Raw genomic sequence first — 20,400 nt, 5'->3', positions numbered from 1 at the left:
GCAAGTAGTGAGTTTGTGAAAGTCACGAATAATAACAAGCTAACGGATGCTAATATAGAAAATATTATAAAAGTATATACTAATCGTGAAGAAAAAGAATACTTTTCATGTCTAGCAGCATATGCTCAAATAAAAGAGCAAGGCTTTAATCTATCTGTATCTACATATGTAGAAAAAAAGACACTAGAGAAAAAGTCGATATTGTAAAGCTAAACTCCCAAATAAAAGAAATAGTTGCTCGTGAGCAAGTCCTCCGCGATGAAATAGATAAAATAATCGCTGAAATAGAGGTGGAGCATGAGTAAACTCGATGAATTGATTAAGAAATATTGCCCTGATGGAGTTGAGTATAAATCGCTTGGCAAACTAGGAAAATTTTATGGTGGTCTTACAGGAAAATCAAAAGGGGATTTCTCAAATGGAAATGGAAAATTTATAACATATCGTAATGTATATTCTAATCCAGCTTTGAAAATTGATATTGATGATAGAGTAAAAATTGCAGAGGGTGAAAGACAAAATACTTTACAATTTGGCGGAGGATATAAGTAAATACAAATTAATGTTTAAGGTCAACCTGCGGTTGACCTTATCGTTCATTAATTTTTTATATCCCTATGTTTTAAAAATACGCTATATTTTTGTTTTAACAAATAGCTGTAAATCAGATTGCTGACTGTTACAGACCTATGGCGTCCGCCTGTGCAGCCGATGGCTATTACCAAGTGATTTTTACCTTCTTTGATATACATTGGGATTAGGAAATCAAGTATATCTTCCAGTTTTTTTATGAATTCTATGCTAGTTTCGTTATTCATCACATAATCTTGCACATCTTGGTCATTTCCTGTGTGATGTCGCATTTCTATGACGTAGTATGGGTTTGGCATAAATCTTACATCAAAAACCAAGTCGGCGTCAATCGGAATACCATATTTGAAACCAAAGGATACTATTGTTATCATAAGCTCTTTATTTTTAATGTCATCGTTAAATAGTGACATTATTTCGCCACGCAAATCTATCGGCAAAAAGTTGCTGGTGTCTACGATATAATCCGCTTTTTTTCTGATATCTGCAAGCAAGGTTTTTTCTTTAAATATGCCTTGAAGTATGTCGTCTCCATTTGAAAGTGGGTGTCTTCTTCTTGACATTTTATATCTTTTGACGATTGTTTCATCGCTGGACTCTAGGAATATAATTTGATAGTCAAAGCCGCTTTCTTCTAGGAAATTTAATGCGTTATTGATTTCTTCCAAGAATTGATATCCTCTAATATCTACTCCTAATGCTATTTTATTCAGCGTGCCTTTTGAGTCGGCACTGAGGGTTACCATCTTAGGTATAATTTCCGGAGGCAGGTTATCAATGCAGTAGTAGCCCATATCCTCCATTACGTTCATTGCCTCACTTTTACCTGAGCCGGACATTCCGGTGATAATTACAATTTTCATTTTTTCTCCAAATTTTTTAAATTTATTTAATAATGTTAACTACTTTATCTAAATCTAATCCTGAGGCTAATATTCTTTTTATTGCTCCGTCTACTTTTCCTACATTTTGAGCTAAGTGTGCATCAGAAGATAGTATAAATTTTAAATCGTAATCTTTTATTTTTAGCAGCTGTTCTAGGGTTAGATTGTGATGTCGTTCGTTAATTTCTAAAATTGTATTAGTTTCCATGGCTATTTTTGCGACTTCTTCTATAGCTACATCGCCTTTATCACCGGGATGAGCAAGTATAAATAAATCGTTGTTTTTCATGGCATTTATAAGTGCTCTTGTGTTATATTCCACTTGGGTGAATTTTAATGGTTTTAAATAATTACCAATCAGGTTTGTACCACTTCTTAGGCTATATATTTTTGACCCGAAATGGTAGCCTGCTATGACGTAATCGACTAATGAGGCTATATGTTCGTCTAAATCTATATTGCCTTTGTCATCAAGTATATTGCACTCTGTGCCCATTAATATTTCTATATTTTTATATTTTTCTTTTAGTGCATCTATTTCAGCTCTTATTTTAGCATAATTATCATACTTTACTCCGAAATAATAATGCTTGTAGCCATGGTCGCTTATCCCGATGGTTTTTAGACCTCTTGCTATTGCGATTTTTACATTGTCTTCGATGGTCGATTTTCCATCGCTATAGTAGGTATGTGTGTGGTAGTCTGCATATATTTTAAACAATAATTTCACCTCTTCTTTTAATTATTATACCCCAATATTATATTGCACACAATTAAAAATAATTTATATTATTATTGCAATTTAAGTAAAAATTTTGAATATTGAATTTATATCTAACGTGTGCTATAATCATTTATAACCTTATTAAATAATTGAGGAGTAATACTTATGAAAAAACATATTCTTACTATTGCTGCGGGCAGCCTTAAATCAAGTGCAAGTAAGGGTGGATGTGGCGAATGCCAAACATCTTGCCAGTCAGCATGCAAAACATCTTGCACTGTAGCTAATCAGCAGTGCGAAAGAACAAAATAATTTTATAACGAAGTCGCTATCGTTTTGATGCGGCTTTTTTATTTAAAATTAAGCTTATAAAAATTAATAAACTTGGGTATAATATATAGTGTTTTTTTAAAATATAACGTAAGATTTTATGCGTTCATTTTCGACTTTTATTATTAACGGAGATGTGTATGTTTGACAATTATAGTGTAGGTATAGACATCGGTTCAACTACTGTAAAATTCGTAGTGATGGACGAAAAAAATAACATATTATTTTCAAGATATGAAAGACATCATGCTAATATAAACAAAACTTTGCTGGCTTTGGCTGACGAAGCTTTTTCGCAGCTATCTGACGTAAAAATAACTGTAGCCATTACAGGCTCAGGTGGTATGTCGCTGGCAAAAAGTATCGATGTTGATTTTGTGCAGGAGGTTATTGCATCTACTGAAGCAATCAAAGCATTTGAACCAAGGACTGATGTTGCAATAGAATTAGGCGGAGAAGATGCAAAGATTACTTATTTTTCTGACGGTATTGAGCAGAAAATGAACGGGACTTGTGCAGGTGGTACTGGTTCTTTTATAGACCAAATGGCTAGTCTATTAAAGACTGATGCAACAGGTCTTAATGAGCTTGCAAAAAATCATACAACTATTTATCCTATAGCTGCAAGATGTGGTGTTTTTGCTAAAACTGACGTACAGCCTTTACTAAATGAAGGGGTAAAAAAAGAAGATATAGCTGCGTCTATTTTACAAGCTGTTGTTATACAAACAATTAGCGGACTTGCTTGCGGTATGCCTATAAGAGGAAATGTTGCTTTTTTAGGTGGGCCTTTATATTATTTATCAGAGCTGAGACAAAGATTTATAGAAACCTTAAAGCTCTCAGAAGAAGAAATAATATTCCCTGAAAACTCTCAGCTTTTTGTGGCTATTGGTGCAGCACTTCTTTCTCGTGCAACACACGTAATTAAGTTAAGCTCTTTAATTCATTCCATAAAAAATGTAAAACCTGAACAGCTTGCTGAAACAAAAACATTAAGACCTTTATTCAAAGATAAAGAGGAATATGATGAATTTGTTGCAAGGCATGATAAGGACAAGGTTGCAAGAGCAGATTTAAGTGCATACAGTGGCAATTGCTACTTAGGTATTGATGCCGGCTCTACTACTACTAAATTAGCACTTATAAGTGAAGACGGCAAACTTTTGTGGACGCATTATGCAAGTAATAATGGTTCTCCGCTAAAATCTACAATAGATGCTCTAAAAAAAATGTACTCACAAATGCCAAAAACTGCAAAGGTAGTCTATGCTACTGTAACAGGCTATGGAGAGGGCTTATTACAAAAAGCTTTAAAAGTGGATTTTGGTCAAATAGAAACAGTTGCCCACTATACGGCTGCGGACTTTTTCTTAAATGGTGTTGATTTCATACTTGACATCGGCGGTCAAGATATGAAGTGCCTAAAGATTAAAAATGGTACAATCAATTCTATTTTATTAAATGAAGCTTGTTCATCGGGTTGTGGCTCTTTCTTAGATACTTTTGCAGTATCATTGAATATGCCGATAAATGAATTCGTAGATGCCGCTGTAAAATCCACTTCACCGGTAGATTTAGGCTCAAGATGCACTGTATTTATGAACTCTAAGGTTAAGCAATCTCAAAAAGAGGGGGCAGATGTATCAGATATAAGCAGTGGACTTTGCTATTCTGTAATAAAAAATGCTTTATACAAGGTTATAAAGCTTAAAAATAAAGACGAATTAGGACAAAAAATTGTAGTACAAGGTGGCACATTCTACAATGACGCAGTGCTTAGAGCCTTTGAGCTTTTATCTGAAAGAGAAGTAATAAGACCTGATATTGCAGGGATTATGGGAGCTTTTGGCTGTGCTATTATTTCTAAAAAAAGATATGAAGAGGGCTATCAAACTCAGCTATTAGGGCTTGACCAGCTTGAGGATTTCAATATTCAAAATACAACAGCTAGATGTGGTAAATGCTCAAATAATTGTCTATTGACTATCAATAAATTTGCAGGTGGAGAAAAATTTATCTCAGGCAACAGATGCGAAAGAGGTCTTGGCAATTTAGCACAAAAAAATGATTTGCCAAATTTATTTGATTATAAATATAAAAAATTATTTGGATATAAATCATTGGGCGATAAGGCAATCAGAGGTAAAATCGGCATACCAAGAGTGTTAAATATGTATGAAAACTATCCTTTATGGCACACATTTTTTACACACCTTGGGTTTGATGTAGTTTTATCAGATGAAAGCAGTCTTGAAGTATATAAAAGCGGTATAGAGACTATACCATCTGAGTCAGCTTGCCTGCCTGCAAAGATGTCTCACGGGCATATTATGAATTTGGTAAATAAAGATATCAAGACGATTTTTTATCCATCAGTTGTATATGAAAACAAAGAGGATGAAATAAATGCTACAAACAGCTACAATTGCCCGATAGTTATTTCATATCCCGAAGTTATAAAAAATAATGTAGATGTACTTGATGAAAAGAAAATTAAATTTTACAATCCATTTTTGACCTTAGACAATGATGATGCGGTCGTGAAAGTTTTGTATAAAATGTTATCTAAGGATTATAATATATCTAAGTCTGATGTATCTGATGCGTATTTATTCGCAAAGGGACAATACAATAGCTTTAAGAAAGACATTAGAAATAAGGGAGAAGAAATCCTTAAATATATAGCAGATAACAATATAAAAGGCATAGTATTAGCCGGCAGACCTTATCACCTAGACCCACACATAAATCACGGTATACCTGATGTAATAACTTCATTGGGTATGGCAGTGCTTACTGAGGACTCAGTGGCTCATTTATCAAATGAAGATAAAAAGCTGAGGGTAATAAATCAGTGGACTTACCATTCAAGATTATATAGAGCGGCTAATTTTGTAGCAAAACAAAATAATTTGGAGCTAGTGCAGTTAAATTCATTCGGTTGTGGACTGGACGCAGTTACTACAGACCAAGTTGATGAAATAATGGCTCAAAATAATAAAATTTATACCTCATTAAAGATAGACGAAGTTAGCAACCTAGGTGCGGTAAAGATAAGATTAAGGTCTTTAAAAGCCAGCATGATAGAAAGAGATAAAAATCATGTGGTTTCTAAAAAACTTTACGAAACTAAACCAAGAATAGTTTTCACTAAAAAAATGAAAAAAGAGCATACTATACTTTGCCCGCAGATGGCTCCTATACATTTTGAGTTACTTGAAAGTGTGTTTAACTACAGCGGATACAAACTTGCGTTGTTAAGAGACGAAGAGGGTGCAATTGACGAAGGACTAAAATTTGTAAACAATGACGCTTGTTTTCCATCTATTATAGTAATAGGTCAGATAATAAAAGCATTAAAAAGCGGTAGGTATGACCTTGAAAATACATCGGTATTAATGTCTCAAACAGGTGGTGGCTGTAGAGCGACAAATTATATTGCATTTTTAAGAAAGGCTCTAAAGGACTCAGGCTTTGAAAATATACCTGTGATCTCTATAAATCCTAAAGGCTTTGAAAAAAATCCGGGCTTTACTTTTGACATACCACTATTAAAAAGAGCTTTGCAGGCTCTTATATATGGCGATTTGCTGATGAATGTACTTTTAGCAACTAGACCTTACGAAAAGGTAGAGGGCTCTGCAAATGAACTATATGAAAAAACTCTTGCTTATCTAAAAAAAGATTTGGAATTTTATGAAAAAAAGACCTTTGTCAAAAATATTTATAGAATAGTAAGCGACTTTGACAATCTTGAAAGATACAACATTAAAAAACCAAAAGTTGGACTAGTCGGAGAAATATTGGTAAAATTTCATCCTACTGCAAATAACAACGCTGTAGGCATAGTAGAGGCTGAGGGTGCTCAGGCAATATTACCGTCCTTGCTGGATTTTGTACTATACGGAATGTATAATACAAAATTCAACTATGAAAATCTTGGAGCACCAAAAAAATCATATATAATCAATATGCTGCTACTTGGTTACCTAGAATATTACAGATATCATTTAAAGTATGCACTAAAACGCTCAGAGCATTTCCAAGGTCAAGAAAGTATATTCAAAATTGCAAAGGGAGCAGAAACCGTAATGTCACTTGGCAATCAGACAGGTGAGGGTTGGTTTTTAACCGGTGAAATGATAGAGCTCATAAACAGCGGAGTTAAAAATATTGTTTGTATGCAGCCGTTTGCTTGCTTGCCAAACCATGTAGTAGGCAAGGGCATGATGAAGAGACTTAAAAAAATCTATCCCGGCACAAATATTGTACCGATAGATTATGACCCGGGTGCATCAGAGGTAAATCAGCTCAACAGGATTAAACTTATGATAAGCAGGGCATTTGAAAACTTTAAGGAAGAAAATAAATATGTTTCCGGTTTTGAAAAAAATTATGTTGGTCTGTTAAGTATGCAAGGTGTCAAGGTTGCGTTAAATAAGTCAGGACTAAAAAAACAAAAACAAAACCAGTATTAAATACAACAACTTGAAAAGTAAAATAATATTTTATTTAAAAGTAAGACATTGGGGGCGGAGCGGGTGTTACATTTATGGAGACACCAACTCCGTCCCCATGTCGCATAAAAAACTTTTCATTATATATTAATTATTCTTGAAAAATAGTTAAAAACATATTATACTTTATACCTGTAACAAAAATATAAAAAGGCGGTGAATTTATTGCAAGATGCTAAAAGACAAGCTTTTATAAGGCTATCACTTATATCTTTAGTGATGATTTTGTTCTTATCCGGAGCATTTTATTTTAAAAATATTATAATTAAGATTATTTTTGCAATTATTGGTGGTGCTTTAGCAGCACTGTTGATACGCATACTTATTGCGTATAAAAGAAAAAAATTATATTTTGACGGAAAGGTAATTTCAGTTACTAAGCCAAAAAGAAAAATTTTAGGAAAATATTCTATAGTTATAAAAAAAGGTAAGGTATCTAAGAAATTTTACGCATATACAGACCCAAAATTTACTTTGGGCAAAGATTATGTAGTAGTATATGAAGAAAAATCTCTGATAATCATGGACTCTCAAGAGGCTAAGTTCCAAATGATGGGACAAGGAGCTATTGGAAAAAATCCTAAATATAGAATGTAATAAAAAATCTCTAATTTAATAGAATTTGGAGGGGAAAATGGATAAAAAGTTAAATGTCGCAGTCGTAGGAGCTACCGGAGTTGTCGGCTCTACCTTTGTTAAAGTTTTACAAGAAGTGAAATTCCCTATAAATAATATTTATTTTTTTGCCTCAGCAAAATCAGCCGGAAAAAAAATTAATTTCAACGGAAAAACCTACGAAGTAGAAGAACTTACAGAAAATTCCTTTGACAGAGACTTGGATTTAGCGTTATTTTCTGCGGGCGGAGACACCAGCAAGAAATTTGCACCTATTGCAGCAAGTAAGGGCATATTAGTTGTAGATAACTCCAGTGCATTTCGCATGGATAAGGAGGTTGCATTAATAGTACCGGAAATTAATAGCGATGACGTTAAAAAATATCCATCAAAAATTATTGCAAATCCAAATTGTTCTACAATACAATCAGTTTTACCATTAAAGGTATTAGACGAAAAATATAAAATAAAAAGAATAGTTTACTCTACCTATCAGGCAGTTTCAGGAGCAGGTAAAAAAGGCTTGGATGATTTTGAAAGAACAATGAAAGGTGAAACACCACAATGCTTTGCTCATCCAATATTTAACAACTGCCTACCTCACATAGATGTTTTTCTAGATAATGGCTACACAAAAGAAGAAGAAAAAATGATTAATGAAACTAGAAAAATACTTGGTAGAGGAGAAGACTTAAAAATAACTGCCACTACAGTCAGAGTACCGGTAGAAAATTCTCATAGCGTCAGCATAAATCTTGAATTTGAAAAAGATTTTGATTTAAAACAAATATATGAAGATTTAAAAACAGTAGAAGGGCTTGTAATAATGGATGACGTTAAAAATAATGTCTATCCAATAGCCACAAAAGCAACCGGTACAGACGATGTATATGTAGGCAGAATAAGAAGAGATTTTTCACTACCAAGCGGACTAAATATGTGGACAGTAGCAGACAATATAAGGCGTGGTGCTGCAAGTAATGCAATCTTTATAGCTAGAAAATATTTTGGTGTATAATTTAATATAGCAAATATAAAATAAAATGGTTGATTATCAAATTTGATAGCCAACCATTTTTTGTAGGTTTATAAACAAGTTTCACAAATCCGCTTGTATTAAGACAGTTAGAAACGTATAATAAATACAGAATAATAAGGAGGCTTAAATTTATGTCTGATAAAGGTGAAATAGTTGTTATAAATCAAGAATTTCCTGCAAATAAGATATAACAATAATCACCGATAAAAAATCTTACAAAAAGCAAAACAGCTCCTTTTCACTTTACAAAGGGAGCTGTTTTGTTTTATTTATTTAATTTAGTTGTAATTTGTATCAATTCATACATTTTCTTTTCGATTTCTTCTTGATTTTTTATTGACTCCATTACGCAGCCTTTATAGGAGCGGATAAAATATCGTTGTTGATGCCTTTAACGGCGGAGCATACTGCAAGTAGGATATATCTATGCAATATCTGTTTTCGTCTACCATTTTTGATACACCCTCTAGCTGTCCTATGGCAATATTTAGCGTTCTACGAATTTTTTATAATCCGCTTTCGTTTAGGCAATCTCGTTTATTTCTATTACTTCGTAGCCTGCGTCTGTTACAGCGTTCTTTATGGTTTCATCAGAGATTTGGTTATTTGACTCTATAACTGCATTTTTGTCGTCAAGGCTTACTGTTACGTTTGCGTTTTCGTCTAATTTTTTAAGGACTTTTTCTACGGTTGCTTGGCAATGTCCGCACATCATACCTTCGATTTTAACTAGTTTTTTCATTTGTTTTTCCTCCATTTTGTTTGAAATTTCTATATTTTTATCAAAGACAATCATATTTACTTCGCTATGATTATCTGAATTAACATAAGTTTTATTTAAAATTGGTTTATAATTTCTTAGTCTAAGTGCATTTGAAACTACAAAGATTGATGAAAAGCTCATGGCTGCTGCGGCAAACATTGGGTTTAACAATAAACCGAAGTGTTTATAAAATAGTCCAAAAGCAAGCGGGATACAAATCACATTGTAGAAAAATGCCCAAAATAGATTTTGTTTGATATTTTTGACTGACTTTTTTGATAATTCTATGGCATTTACCACGTCTTGTAAGTCATTTTTCATTAGTATTACGTCTGATGAGCCTATGGCAATATCTGTACCTGATGAAAGTGAGATACCTATATCCGCTCTAGTCAATGCTACAGCATCATTTATGCCATCACCGACCATGACAGTTTTTTTGCTATCTGATTTTATTTTTTGCAATACTTCGTCTTTTTCGTGAGGTAAAACATTACTTACATATTCATCTAAGCCAAGTATTTCAGCTATATATTTAGCTGTTTTTTCATTGTCACCTGTTAGCATATATGTCTTAATGCCAAAGTTTTTAAGAGCCTGAATTGTATCCTTTGAAGTTGATTTCAATGTGTCGGCTACGGCAATAACTGATACTACGTTTTTATCAATAGCTACATATATAGGTGTTTTGCCTTGATTTGCAAATTTATCTGAATATTTTTCAAAATCTGAAAAATTTATCTTTTTTTCTTCCATTAGCTTTTTATTGCCAATTGTAATATTTTTTTCTTGGACTATTGAGTTTACACCAAGACCTGATGTTTCTGTAAAACTTGAGGAGTAATTAGAAATATCAAATTTTTTGCCGTAGTTTACAATTGCATTGGCGATAGGTTGTTGTGATTTTTTCTCTACCGGAACTACGAAATTAAATAATTTATTTTCGCTGATATTTTTAGGCAAAACTATATCTGTCACAACAGGTTTACCTAAAGTCAATGTGCCGGTTTTATCAAATATTACTACATCGGTGTCCTTTAGAGTTTCAAGAGAACTTGCATCTTTAAACAGTATTCCATTTTTAGCTCCCATTCCAGTTGCTACCATTACTGATACAGGAGTAGCAAGTCCAAGGGCACATGGGCAGGAGATAACTAATACAGAAATTGCTATATTCAATGCAAACTCAATCCCCATACCTTGGAGCATCCAGTATATAAATGAAAGTAATGAGATTGAAATAACCACTGGAACAAATATACCGGATATCTTATCGGCTAGTGATTGAATAGGTGGCTTACCTATTGATGCTTCATTTACTAAGTCTATTATTTTTGACAGTAGCGTGTCTGAGCCTGTCTTGCTTACTTTTATTTCTATATATGAGCCTTTATTTATGGTTGAGCCGATTACGCTGTCTTTTTCTTTTTTATCTACAGGTAAACTTTCGCCGGTGATTGAAGATTGGTCTATTGAGGTTTGACCTTTTACTATAATTCCATCTAAGGGTATTGCCTCTCCCACTTTAACTGCTAATATTTCTCCAACTTTTACATCTTCTATATCTATGTCTTGTGATTCATTATCGCTTAATATCAAATGGGCAATTTTTGGTCTTAAATCCTTTAGCATAGAGATTGCATTACTGGTTTTTCTTTTGGATTTAGTCTCAAAATATTTTCCAACTGTAATTAATGTAAGTATCATTACAGAGGATTCAAAATATAAATTATGTCGATAGTTCATAACTAATTCCATGGAAGAAAAAGACATCGCATAGCTCATTTTGTATAGGGTATATGTTCCATACAAAAGAGCTGCTGACGAACCAAGGGCAATGAGCGTATCCATATTAGGTGTAAGATTTTTTAATGATTTAAAGCCTCTGATAAAATAAGCTCTATTTACAAAAATTACAGGGATAGAAATAAGTAGCTGAGTAAGAGCAAAATTTACACTACCATTATAACCATCAAGAAAAAATGGGAGCGGCAAACCAAGCATATGTCCCATGGAAATATACATTAATAAAATCATTAAAGGTATACTTATTTTCAACCTGTATGACATGGATTTTAGCTCTTCTGCAAAAATATCTGTTGTTTTTTCTTGCATAATATTTTTTGAAGAGTTTTTTTTCTGTTTTAGAGTAGCATCATAACCAGCATTTTTTACTGACTGTACTATTTGCTCAGCGGTGGTGGAGTTTTCGTCATAATCTACAGACATAGAGTTGGTCATCAGGCTTACATTCACATTATCTATGCCATCAAGCTTATTGACGGCTCTTGTCACTGCATTTTGACAAGCACTGCAGGTCATTCCTCTTATGTCAAAAGTTTGTTTCATAATAACACTATCCTTAAATATATTTCTAAATGATTAAGATTATCAACTTTTGTAAATTATATACCCCCTAAGGGTATAAGTAAATCATATATAAAAATTACTTACAAAACCGGTGTGAAATTCAGTCAAGTTGATATTTTGCACAATATGTGATAAAATATTTAATAATTATTCGAAAATTGAGGTATGAAATGAGTGTCTCTAGACAAAAATCATATAAAATTATTTATGATGTAAAATATAATGGTAAATATTCAAATATCCTACTGCTTAATGAGCTGAATGATTTTTCTTCTAAAGACAGAGCGTTTATTACATACATTACATATGGGGTTTTAAGCAAAATTAATCGTTTAGATTATATAATTAAAAAATACAGCAATATCGCATTTTCAAAAATTTCTAAGCAAGCTAGAGTAATATTAGAAATTGCAATTTTTGAAATAGTATACATGAATTCTACAGTCGACTACGCCACTGTAAATGAGGCTGTTAAATTGGCACAAAAAAATGACAACAGAGCAAAGAGTTTTGTAAATGCTGTTTTAAGAAAAATTGCTGCTGATGTGCCAAATGATGAGTACATATATAAGGAACTAAAATCAAAGGATTTTAAAAGTTTTATTACAACATACTATTCTATTGGAGATTTTGTATTTGAAAGACTTCAAAATAATTATTCAAGTGAATTTATTATAAAACTTATGGATTCAATGGATAATACTCCCAATATTTATATTAGACGCAATAATTTAAAAATTGATAATGAGAATTTTTTAAAAGAAATTAGCTATATAAATTCTGATTTTGAAATAGTGGGCAAAGAACATACTATTTTAAAATATAAAACTTTTGACAGAGTAGCAAAAAATGATTTATTTGAAAAAGGATACTACTCAGTTCAAGACCTTGGCAGTACCAAAGCGGTTTTAGCATTAGACCCATGTGCAGGAGGAGAAGTGCTGGATTTGTGTGCTGCTCCGGGCGGAAAATCAATCTTTGCAGCTCAGCTAATGAATAACAAAGGCAAGGTAATTAGTCATGACATTTCAAGAGCTAAACTAAATTTACTGGATAAAGAGGCAAAAAGACTAGGGATAGACATTATAAATACATCTGAAAATGATGCTACAGTCTATAATGAGGATTATGAAAATAAATTTGACAGGGTTATTTGTGATGTACCATGTAGCGGCATTGGAGTAATGAGGAGAAAGCCGGAAATAAGATATAAAGACAACTCAGATATAAACGACTTAATTAAGGCTCAGTATAAAATACTGGAAAATGCTGCAAGGTATACAAAAAATGGTTGCATTTTGGTTTATAGCACCTGCACCTTGGGAAGGGAAGAAAATCAAGATATCATATCACGATTTTTATCAGAAAATCCGAAATTTGAATTGATTATGGAAAATGAGTTTTATCCTTTTATAGATGATTCAGATGGATTTTATATATGTAATATGAGGAAACATAGCTAAATGAAAAAAAGTATTTTAGGATATACCTTGGACGAATTTACGAAAATATTAGTAGATGCAGGATTTGAAAAATATAGAGCAAAGCAAATTTATCCATTTATATTTGAAAATTTAAAGTTATTTGATGAAATATCAAATATACCAAAAAAATTGAAAGACTATTTAAATGAAAGCTTTGTCATAAATGATGTAGAAATATATCAAAAACATAAATCCAAAGACGGCTCTGTAAAATATCTTATGAGGCTAAGTGACAGCAATCTTATTGAGACGGTGCTTATGCCGTATAAATATGGGTTATCGCTTTGTATTTCTTCGCAGGTAGGCTGCCTTATGGGCTGTAAATTTTGTGCATCGACCTTAAATTCATTGTTAAGAGATATGACAGCTAGCGAAATGCTTGGTCAAATAATGGCAGTATCAAAAGATACAGCTCAAAGGATATCCCATGTAGTGGTAATGGGTAGCGGAGAGCCACTACAAAACTTTGATAATTTATCAAGATTTTTTGACTTGGCAAATTCTCAAACAGGACTAAATTTAGGACAAAGACATATAACTATTTCTACTTGTGCTCCAAAGGGTGCAATTAGAAGGTTTGCAGATTTAAATAATCAGGTAAATCTAGCAGTATCACTTCATAGTGCTATGCAAGAAAAAAGAGAGCAGATTATGCCTGTTGCAAGAAGTGTTAGTTTGGAAGAAATACATGGGGACATAGATTATTATTTGAATAAGACTAATCGAAGAGTGACTTATGAGTACGCTTTAATAGAAAATTTTAATGATAGCGAAAAAGATGCAAAGGAGCTAGTAAATTTTGCGTCCAATCAGCTTTGTCATATAAATTTAATACCTTTAAATAAAAATGAAGAGAGTATATTTAATCCGCTAAATAAAAATGAAGAGAGTATATTTAATCCGCCTTCAAAGAAAAAAGTAGAGGCATTTTATAATTATTTAGTAAAGCACGGGATAAACGCTACTGTAAGAAGGCAAATCGGTGCAGATATAGGCGGAGCTTGTGGGCAATTGAGAGCATCTGTACTTAAAAAGGAGAACATATGAAGTATTTTTCTTTGACTGATGTTGGAAAAAAAAGAAGTAATAATGAGGATGATTATTTTTCAAAAGTATACACAATACAAGATACTGAAGTTGGACTTTTTATGGTGGCTGACGGTATGGGAGGCTATGAATTTGGCGAATATGCCAGCAAAAAAACTCTAGAGGTAATTAAAGATAATTTATCCGTCCAGCTAAGCGAAATTGACATCCATTTAGCTCAGTCTAAAGAAATATTTTCTATTCTAAAAAAGGTTATTCAATCTGCAAACAATGAGGTTGTAAATGTATCCAGCAACAAAGACATTTTTATGGGCACTACAATTGCATTAGCATTAGTAATTGAAAACAGCCTATATGTGGCTAATGTTGGAGATTCAAGAACATATCTTTTAAATGATAATAAATTGTTACAAGTAAGTAAAGATAACTCATATGTCCAAGAGCTAGTTGATATGGGTGCAATTGACATTACAGAGGCTCGTACACATAACGAAAGAAACAAAATAACTAGGGCAGTAGGTGTAGACTACGACTTGGATATAGATTTTTACAAAAAGAAATTACAGCCTAATGATAAAATATTATTATGCTCAGATGGACTAAATACTATGCTTGACGATGGAGAAATAGAGCAAATAGTGAAGCTTAACGAACCGTTGGAAGTCATAGTAAAAAAATTGCTGGCTAAGGTTTATGACAAGGGTGCATCTGATAATACAACGATTACTTGTATACTGATATAGTTTTTTGGAGATAAGATGGAAAAGAAAATTTTAAGTAGTAGATATGAGTTAGAGGAGCAGGTAGAGCAAGGTGGAATGTCTACGGTTTACAAGGCTCATGACAATATATTAAATAGGACAGTAGCTGTAAAGGTTTTAAAAAAAGAATTTTACAACAATCAGGATTTTCTTGTAAAATTTAATAATGAAGCCAAAGCTGCTGCCTCATTGAACCATCCAAATATTGTAAATGTCTATGACGTAGGCAAGGATGAGGATGCTGCGTATATTGTAATGGAATATGTAGACGGGATTAACCTAAAAAAACTTATTAAAGGTAAGGGCAGATTAACAGAGTCGGAGGCAATAAATATTTTGACTCAAACTTGTTATGCTCTAAGAGAGGCTCATAATCACGGCATTATCCATAGAGATGTAAAGCCTCACAACATAATGATTACTAATGATGGCAAGGTAAAGGTAGGGGATTTTGGCATAGCAAAGGCTACCTCTTCTGCTACTATAACTGCTGTTGGTGAAGTATTGGGTTCGGTGCATTATTTTTCGCCTGAGCAGGCTAGAAGTGCATACATGGATAACAGGTCTGATATATATTCTCTTGGTATAGTGCTTTATGAAATGCTTATAGGTACTACACCTTATGATGGAGATACTCCTGTAAATGTGGCTTTAAAGCATATAAACAGTACAGTAAGAATTCCTGAGGAATTTAAAGAAAAAATATCGCTGCCGCTGCAAAATATGATTCTTAAAATGACAAATAAAGACATGGACAGCAGGTATAACAATATTGATGAAATACTTAAAGATATTGATTCAATTAATGCTGGAAAACAAATTCAAAATTATTCATTGGAAAATGAAGACGAATTTGAGACAAAGATAATAAAAATGCCGAAAAAATATACAACTCCTAACAAAAAAACTGTTAAAAAGTCAAATTCCAAAAAATTGAATGTGAAAAATATTGCCATAGCGTCAGCACTTGTTATTGCCTTAGTATTTTTACTATTTAATGCAGAGTCGCTTTATGATATGGCATTTGATAATAAAACTGTTGTAGTGCCCAACATCATTGATATGAAAGAAGAAGATGCAAAAAAAACACTTGAGGATATAGGACTAAAGCTTAAAGTAACAGATATCAAAGATAGTGACAAGGAAGAAAATACAATAATATATCAAAATCCATCTGATGGAGTTAGCATTAGAAAAGGTGAGGAAATTGTTGCAATGCTTTCAAACGGCTTAAAACAAAATTTTGGAGCACCTGAGCTAGTAAATTTAGATGTGAATGAGGCAAAAGGCAAGCTGGAAAAACTTGGAATTAGTGCAGAAGTAGAATACGAATTTTCAAATGATGTAAATAAAGACATAGTTATCTCACAAAGTGTTAAAGCTGGAGAAAAGCTTAAAAAAGGGGAAACTATCCTCTTGAAAGTTAGTAAAGGGAAAGACGAAAATTTGACAAATGTGCCTAACTTTATAGGACTTACAGTTGAGCAGGCAAAAGAGCGTTTAGATGGATTTACCTTGGGAAATGTAAGCTATAAACAAGATACAACTAAACAAGATGGAATTATTCTTGTTCAAAACCCTGAAAAAGATTCATCAGCTCCAAAGGGTAGCTCAATTGACGTAATAGTAAACAAGCTTGATGAAAACAAGGGCAACTCAGGGCAATATGATCCAACTCTAAATGTTCAAGATTTACCAAAAACTGTATCTAAAGAGATAACTTTAATATTACCTCAAAAGGAATATATAAAGTTAACATTGATTGAAAAATCTACAGGAGTAGTTGCGTACAGCACTAATGTTTCTACTCTTCAAAGTCCTAACTATAATGTGCAGCTTTCGTCAGAAAGAGGAACAAGCAAGCAGTACGATATCTATATAGACGATGCTTACTATTCTTCTACATCAGTTATAGACTTTTAACTTATATTTTTTCTATGTTCCAAAAAGAAAGTGAGGATTAACATTAAAGGGCAAGTAATTAAGAAAATATCCGATTTTTTCTATGTAAATTTTGAGGGCAAAATTTATGAGTCAAAACCAAGAGGAATTTTTAAAAAAGAAAAAAAGAATATAATTGTTGGCGATTTTGTGGAGATAACTTTAAAAGACGACACTACAAATGAGGCTGTAATAGAAACAATTTATCCTAGAAAAAACTCTTTGATTAGACCAAATGTAGCTAATATCGACAACATGGTTGTAGTTTTTGCAGCCAAAGAGCCTTTATTTAATTATTATTTGGCAGATGTTTTTCTTGCCACTACAGAAAATGTTAATATCAATACAATTTTGGCAATTAATAAAATCGATTTGGATGAAAATCAGGATTATCTAAAACAAGAGGAAGTGTACTCAAAAATCGGTTATAAGACTGTTTCCATTAGTGCACATAATAATATTGGCATTGATGAATTAAAAAATTTACTATTGCCGGGCTCTACGGTAATATCAGGACCATCAGGAGTAGGTAAAAGTAGTATAATTAATAAAATAATTGGTAATTCAGAGCAAAAAACCTCTAAAATAAGTACAAAACTTCAAAAAGGGAAAAATACTACAACCTATGCCACAATGATACCTATTGAAGATGGAAAATATATAGTCGATACGCCGGGATTTACATCTATAAAGCTAGATAACATAGATAAATATGATTTAAAAAAATGTTTTGTAGAGTTTGAGCAATACGATGACAATTGTTATTTTGGAGCAAAATGTCTTCATGACAAAGAACCTGATTGCTCAGTAAAGGACGCTTTAGCAGAGGGAAAAATTTTTCAAAGTCGTTATGATTCATATTTAAGAATACTATCAGAACTAAGTAAAAAGGATAATAGGAGAAATTATAAATGAAGGAACTATCACCATCAATTCTGTCAGCCGAGCTTTCAAATATAAAACAACAATTGGAGCAAGTAAAAGCTGCAGGTATAAAGTATCTGCATATAGATGTAATGGACGGTTTATTTGTACCAAATATTACAATAGGTCAGCCATATATTAAATCATTAAGAAAACTATCTGATTTAATTTTTGATGTGCATTTGATGATTGAAAAGCCTGAGAGATACATAGAAAGCTTTGCTGAGGCTGGAGCAGATATTTTAACAATACACTATGAGGCGTGCACTCACCTTGATAGAGCTTTGCATCAAATAAAGGATAATGGAATGAAAGCAGGAGTTACTATTAACCCATCTACTCCAATAAACATTTTGTCTGAGGTGTTGCCTATAGCTGATTTAGTTTTAGTTATGAGTGTAAATCCGGGGTTTGGAGGACAGAGTTTTATAGAAAATTCTGTAAGTAAGCTTGAGTGGTTAAAGGAAGTAAGGCAAAAAGAAAATTATAATTATATAATTGAAGTTGATGGCGGAGTAAAAACTTCCAATATTGAAAAAATTTCTAATGCGGGTGCAGAGCTTTTCGTGGCAGGCTCTGCGGTATTTAATGACAAAGATATAAAAGAAAATATTGATGGTTTATATAAAAAAATTAGATAGCAGGTTTTATTAGTAAGGCTTAAATATGCAAAATAAATATGCGGTATGCGTAGTCAATGGTCAAATAGATGATATTGGATTTTATGATAAACTCTTAAAAAATTCCTCTCTTACAGTATGTGCAGATGGTGGAGCAAACTTTTTATTTGAAAAAAAGTACAAAATAGATTTTTTGGTCGGAGATATGGATTCAATTAGCAATGATGCACTTGAATATTATCAAAATAATTCAAAAATTATCAAATATCCGGCAGACAAGGACTATACGGACTCAAAAATTGCTCTTGATTTAATAATTGAAAAGGGTTTTAATAAGATATATGTAATTGGAGCGTTTGGAGATAGGGCAGACCACTTTTTGTCTAATATTAATTTATTGGTTTACACAAAAGATTTAGGAATAGAGGTTAAAATAATTAATAAAATTAATGAAATTTCCTTACTTTATAGTGGTGAAAATACAATATATTCTTATATAAATCAAACGGTTTCATTCGTCCCAATAAGTGATATAAAAAACTTGAGTTTAGTTGGATTTAGATATCCACTTACAAATAAAAATGTTTGTATGGGAGAAAATTTATTAAATTCCAATGTTGTTATAGATAAACAACCTAAAGTAACATTTGATAGTGGCAAACTTTTGTGCGTAAAAATTAATTTAAAAAATAATTAGGATAATAATGCGAATAATAGGCGGGAAATATAGAGGAAGAAAACTTAATTCACCTTTGGACGAAAAAGTCAGACCAACTACAGACAAGGTCAAAGAAAGTGTATTTAATATGCTTATGCCATATATTTATGATAGTGATTTTTTAGACTTGTTTTCAGGCAGTGGGGCAATAGCTAGTGAGGCGATTTCTAGAGGAGCAAAAACTTGCACTTGTGTGGAAAATAATTCGAAATCAATACAAACTATGAAAAAAAATTTCGCATATTTACTTGATGATGCACAAAAGGTAAATATGCAAAGGCAAGATGTGTTAAGTTTTCTGAATACCACAAGCTCAAGGTTTGATATTATATTTGCTGACCCATATTATGATTACAAGCATTTATCAGATATGGTAAATATTATAGCAAAGAGAAAGCTTATAAAAGATAGTGGAGTTTTTATTTTAGAGACCGATAAAGCAGTCAGCTTTGATTTACCGGATAACTTAGTCCTTGAAAAGACTAAAATTTATTCTATTACAAAGATAAATGTAATGAGGTACAAGGATGAATAAAATAGCAGTGTACTCAGGGAGCTTTGACCCGGTGACAAATGGGCATATGGATATTATCACAAGAGCATCTCAAATGTATGATGAGTTGATTGTAGCGATACTTATTAATAAAAGTAAAAAAAGTCTATTCACAATAGAAGATAGAGTTGAGTTATTAAAAGAATCTACCAAACACTTACATAATGTCAAAGTTGATAATTTTTCGGGGTTGCTAGTGGATTATTGCAAGGCGAATAAAATATATACAGTGGTAAGAGGACTAAGAATGTTGTCTGATTTTGAGACAGAATTACAAATGGCAAATATGAACTATTTTTTAAGTCAAGACAAGGTTGATACAGTATTTTTAGCTACGTTGCCAAAGTATTCATACATTAGTTCAAGTACAGTGAAAGAAATTGCAACATTTGGTGGTAGTGTGAAGGATTTAGTACCAAAGGTAGTTGAAGATGCACTTTATGATAAATTAAGAAATAATAATTTATAATTGCAAATTTCAGCAAAAAATAGTATGATATACTATATTATACTCAA

19 protein-coding genes are annotated in these 20,400 nt (G+C 32.3%); 15 read left to right on the top strand and 4 right to left on the bottom strand.

Annotated elements, in window-relative coordinates:
• Both BBG48_RS02595 and BBG48_RS02590 read left to right on the top strand, forming a co-directional pair.
• A partial coding sequence (locus BBG48_RS02595) for an N-6 DNA methylase (RefSeq protein WP_330410062.1) occupies positions 1-207 on the top strand: 207 nt, incomplete at its 5' end.
• A 90-nt stretch (positions 208-297) separates the two neighbouring features.
• The gene (locus tag BBG48_RS02590) at positions 298-552 is read left to right on the top strand and encodes a hypothetical protein (RefSeq protein ID WP_068914119.1); all 255 of its coding nucleotides are present in this window, start codon (positions 298-300) and stop codon (positions 550-552) included.
• A 47-nt stretch (positions 553-599) separates the two neighbouring features.
• On the opposite strand, the gene rapZ is transcribed toward BBG48_RS02590, so the two are convergent.
• A complete protein-coding gene (rapZ, locus tag BBG48_RS02585) occupies positions 600-1,454 on the bottom strand; it encodes an RNase adapter RapZ (protein WP_068914120.1) in 855 nt (284 codons plus the stop codon).
• Positions 1,455-1,476: 22 nt separating this feature from the next.
• Entirely contained in the window at positions 1,477-2,196 is a 720-nt protein-coding gene (locus BBG48_RS02580; RefSeq protein WP_068914121.1) for a PHP domain-containing protein, read from the bottom strand.
• Between the two features lie 168 nt (positions 2,197-2,364).
• On the opposite strand from BBG48_RS02580, the gene scfA reads away from it, so the two are divergent.
• The 4 genes from scfA (at position 2,365) to BBG48_RS02560 (ending at position 8,682) form a co-directional block, all read left to right on the top strand.
• A complete protein-coding gene (gene scfA / locus BBG48_RS02575; RefSeq protein ID WP_068914122.1) occupies positions 2,365-2,511 on the top strand; it encodes a six-cysteine ranthipeptide SCIFF in 147 nt (48 codons plus the stop codon).
• A gap of 158 nt (positions 2,512-2,669) precedes the next feature.
• A complete protein-coding gene (locus BBG48_RS02570; RefSeq protein WP_068914123.1) occupies positions 2,670-7,010 on the top strand; it encodes a 2-hydroxyacyl-CoA dehydratase in 4,341 nt (1,446 codons plus the stop codon).
• A 204-nt stretch (positions 7,011-7,214) separates the two neighbouring features.
• The gene (locus tag BBG48_RS02565) at positions 7,215-7,646 is read left to right on the top strand and encodes a hypothetical protein (RefSeq protein ID WP_068914124.1); all 432 of its coding nucleotides are present in this window, start codon (positions 7,215-7,217) and stop codon (positions 7,644-7,646) included.
• Between the two features lie 37 nt (positions 7,647-7,683).
• The gene (locus tag BBG48_RS02560; RefSeq protein ID WP_068914125.1) at positions 7,684-8,682 is read left to right on the top strand and encodes an aspartate-semialdehyde dehydrogenase; all 999 of its coding nucleotides are present in this window, start codon (positions 7,684-7,686) and stop codon (positions 8,680-8,682) included.
• A 377-nt stretch (positions 8,683-9,059) separates the two neighbouring features.
• Here the strand turns inward: BBG48_RS02560 and BBG48_RS11515 are convergent, their stop codons facing one another.
• Together BBG48_RS11515 and BBG48_RS02550 are read right to left on the bottom strand one after the other, a co-directional pair.
• Positions 9,060-9,182, bottom strand: coding sequence for a metal-sensing transcriptional repressor (locus BBG48_RS11515; protein WP_243446733.1), 123 nt, complete (start codon positions 9,180-9,182; stop codon positions 9,060-9,062).
• Between the two features lie 44 nt (positions 9,183-9,226).
• Complete coding sequence (locus tag BBG48_RS02550) at positions 9,227-11,815, bottom strand: heavy metal translocating P-type ATPase (protein ID WP_068914126.1); 2,589 nt, start codon at positions 11,813-11,815, stop codon at positions 9,227-9,229.
• 191 nt (positions 11,816-12,006) lie between these two features.
• Between BBG48_RS02550 and rsmB the strand changes: the two genes are divergently transcribed.
• The 9 genes from rsmB to coaD are packed head-to-tail and all read left to right on the top strand — an operon-like array spanning position 12,007 to position 20,353.
• On the top strand, positions 12,007-13,299 hold the full coding sequence (rsmB, locus tag BBG48_RS02545) for a 16S rRNA (cytosine(967)-C(5))-methyltransferase RsmB (protein WP_068914127.1): 1,293 nt from the start codon (positions 12,007-12,009) through the stop codon (positions 13,297-13,299).
• Complete coding sequence (gene rlmN, locus BBG48_RS02540) at positions 13,300-14,367, top strand: 23S rRNA (adenine(2503)-C(2))-methyltransferase RlmN (RefSeq protein ID WP_068914128.1); 1,068 nt, start codon at positions 13,300-13,302, stop codon at positions 14,365-14,367.
• On the top strand, positions 14,364-15,110 hold the full coding sequence (locus BBG48_RS02535) for a Stp1/IreP family PP2C-type Ser/Thr phosphatase (protein ID WP_068914129.1): 747 nt from the start codon (positions 14,364-14,366) through the stop codon (positions 15,108-15,110). Before rlmN ends, BBG48_RS02535 begins: the two co-directional genes overlap by 4 nt.
• Before the next feature lie 15 nt (positions 15,111-15,125).
• The gene (pknB, locus tag BBG48_RS02530; RefSeq protein WP_068914130.1) at positions 15,126-17,051 is read left to right on the top strand and encodes a Stk1 family PASTA domain-containing Ser/Thr kinase; all 1,926 of its coding nucleotides are present in this window, start codon (positions 15,126-15,128) and stop codon (positions 17,049-17,051) included.
• 30 nt (positions 17,052-17,081) lie between these two features.
• A complete protein-coding gene (gene rsgA, locus BBG48_RS02525) occupies positions 17,082-17,984 on the top strand; it encodes a ribosome small subunit-dependent GTPase A (protein ID WP_243446732.1) in 903 nt (300 codons plus the stop codon).
• Entirely contained in the window at positions 17,981-18,634 is a 654-nt protein-coding gene (rpe, locus tag BBG48_RS02520) for a ribulose-phosphate 3-epimerase (RefSeq protein ID WP_068914132.1), read from the top strand. The genes rsgA and rpe overlap by 4 nt, the downstream gene beginning before the upstream one ends.
• A 25-nt stretch (positions 18,635-18,659) precedes the next feature.
• A complete protein-coding gene (locus BBG48_RS02515) occupies positions 18,660-19,310 on the top strand; it encodes a thiamine diphosphokinase (RefSeq protein ID WP_068914133.1) in 651 nt (216 codons plus the stop codon).
• Between the two features lie 7 nt (positions 19,311-19,317).
• On the top strand, positions 19,318-19,866 hold the full coding sequence (gene rsmD / locus BBG48_RS02510; RefSeq protein ID WP_068914134.1) for a 16S rRNA (guanine(966)-N(2))-methyltransferase RsmD: 549 nt from the start codon (positions 19,318-19,320) through the stop codon (positions 19,864-19,866).
• Positions 19,859-20,353, top strand: coding sequence for a pantetheine-phosphate adenylyltransferase (gene coaD, locus BBG48_RS02505; protein ID WP_068914135.1), 495 nt, complete (start codon positions 19,859-19,861; stop codon positions 20,351-20,353). The genes rsmD and coaD overlap by 8 nt, the downstream gene beginning before the upstream one ends.
• The last annotated feature ends 47 nt before the right edge of the window (positions 20,354-20,400 follow it).

It is taken from the genome of Criibacterium bergeronii (genome assembly GCF_001693775.2).
GTDB classification, from domain to species: Bacteria; Bacillota; Clostridia; order Peptostreptococcales; family Filifactoraceae; genus Peptoanaerobacter; species Peptoanaerobacter bergeronii.
This window is presented reverse-complemented; position numbering and strand designations above follow the sequence as displayed.